Origin of the sequence: Caldovatus aquaticus (assembly GCF_019458025.1) — a bacterium.
GTDB classification, from domain to species: Bacteria; Pseudomonadota; Alphaproteobacteria; order Acetobacterales; family Acetobacteraceae; genus Caldovatus; species Caldovatus aquaticus.
In genome coordinates this window covers 1-1914 of sequence record NZ_JAHZUY010000124.1, presented here as the reverse complement: position 1 = coordinate 1914, position 1914 = coordinate 1, and the positions used below count along the sequence as shown (strand labels likewise).

General features: G+C 73.0%; 2 protein-coding genes. Both read left to right on the top strand.

The features are described from left to right. Window positions 1-135 precede the first annotated feature (135 nt). The gene (locus K1J50_RS18745; RefSeq protein ID WP_220119264.1) at window positions 136-912 is read left to right on the top strand and encodes a TatD family hydrolase; all 777 of its coding nucleotides are present in this window, start codon (window positions 136-138) and stop codon (window positions 910-912) included. Between the two features lie 5 nt (window positions 913-917). After that, window positions 918-1757 carry an MBL fold metallo-hydrolase gene (locus K1J50_RS18740; protein ID WP_369413655.1) on the top strand — a complete coding sequence of 280 codons (840 nt, stop codon included), beginning with the start codon at window positions 918-920 and terminating at the stop codon, window positions 1755-1757. Window positions 1758-1914 lie beyond the last annotated feature (157 nt).

Here is a 1914-nt window from a genome sequence, read left to right as displayed (position 1 = left end):
CAGAGGCTCGATGATCCGCCATTCCGCCTCACTCAGATCGAACCGCGACATGCCAAGCTCCCGTCCAGCAGGGAACTTGAATCAGATCCCAGCCCGTCGCGTCCAGCAGTTTGGGTTCAGGACCTAGGCCGCGCGATGCTCGTGGACAGCCATTGCCACCTCGACTACTACGCCGAGGCGGAGATCGAGGACGTGATCGCCCGCGCCCACGCCGCCGGCGTGGCGGAGATGGTCACCATCGGCACCCGCATCCCGCAGGCGGCGAAGGTGAAGGCGCTCGCCGAGCGCTTCCCCTCCGTCTGGGGCACGGTCGGCATCCACCCGCACCACGCCGCCGAGCACGAGCCCCTGCCGGCGCCGGAGGAGATCGCGGCGCTGGCCGACCACCCGCGCATCGTCGGCATCGGCGAGAGCGGGCTCGACTACTTCTACGACCGCTCGCCGCGCCCGCTGCAGCAGGAGAGCTTCCGCCGCCACATCCGCGCCGCGCGCCTCGCCGGCCTGCCGCTCGCCATCCACGCGCGCGAGGCGGACGCCGACATCCTCCGCATCCTGAAGGAGGAGCGCGAGGCGGGCGGGGCCTTCGACTTCCTGCTGCACTGCTTCAGCTCCTCGCGCCGGCTGGCCGAGGAGGCGGTGGCGATGGGCGGCTACGTCTCCTTCTCCGGCATCCTCACCTTCCCGAAGAGCGGGGAGATCCGCGCCATCGCCCGCGACCTCCCCGCCGAGCGGCTGCTGGTCGAGACCGACGCGCCCTACCTCGCCCCGGTGCCGCTGCGCGGCAAGCGCTGCGAGCCCGCCTACGTCGCCCACACCGCCAAGGTGCTCGCCGAGGTGCGGGGGATGGAGAGCGCCGCGCTCGCCGAGCTGACGACGCGCAACTTCCGCCGCCTGTTCCGCAAGGCGAGGTGAGCCGCGTGCCGCGCCTCAGGGTCACGCTGCTCGGCTGCGGCCCCTCCGGCGGGGTGCCGACGCTCGGCGGGCCGGACGGGCACGGCAACTGGGGCGCCTGCGACCCGGCCGAGCCGGCCAACCGCCGCACGCGGTCGAGCATCGTGATCGAGGCCCCCGATGGCAGGCGCCTGCTGGTGGATGCCGGCCCCGACCTGCGCGCGCAGTTCCTCGCCGCCGGCATCGCCCGCATCGACGCGGTGCTGTTCACCCACGCCCATGCCGACCACATCATGGGCATCGACGAGCTGCGCGCGATCAACCGCCTCATCGGCAGGCCGCTGCCCGTCTTCGCCACGGCGGAGACGCTCGCGGTGCTGCGCCGGCGCTTCGACTACGCCTTCCTTCCCCCCACGCCCGGCTTCTACCGGCCCTGCCTCGAGCCGGTCCCGGTGCGCGCGGGCGAGGCGCTGACCGTCGCGGGCATCGCGCTCACCCTGCTGCGCCTGGACCATGCGGTGATGGAGACGCTCGGCCTGCGCGCCGACGGCTTCGCCTACTGCACCGACGTCGTCCGCGTCCCCCCGGAGACGCTGGAGGCGCTGCACGGCCTCGACACCTGGGTGGTCGGCTGCTTCCAGCGCCAGCCGCACAAGGTGCACGCCGACCTCGCCACCGTCCTCGGCTGGGTCGAGAGGCTGCGCCCGCGGCGGACGGTGCTGACGCACATGAGCCACGACCTCGACTATGCCATGCTGCGGCGCACGCTCCCGCCCGGCGTCGAGCCCGGCCGCGACGGCCTGGTGCTGGAGATCGGCGGGGCGGAGGACGCCCAGGCTCTGGACTCAATCGCGCCCGGTAGGTGATGGCGGCGGCGAGGAAGTTGCGGGCGGTCCTGTCGTATCGGGTGGCGATGCCGCGGGAATCCTCGATGCGGCAGAAGGTTCGCGCGATGGCGTTGCGGGGCCTGTAGCGTTCGGCGTCGCGCGGGAAGGCAACCTTGCGCGACGAGGTGCCGGGGAT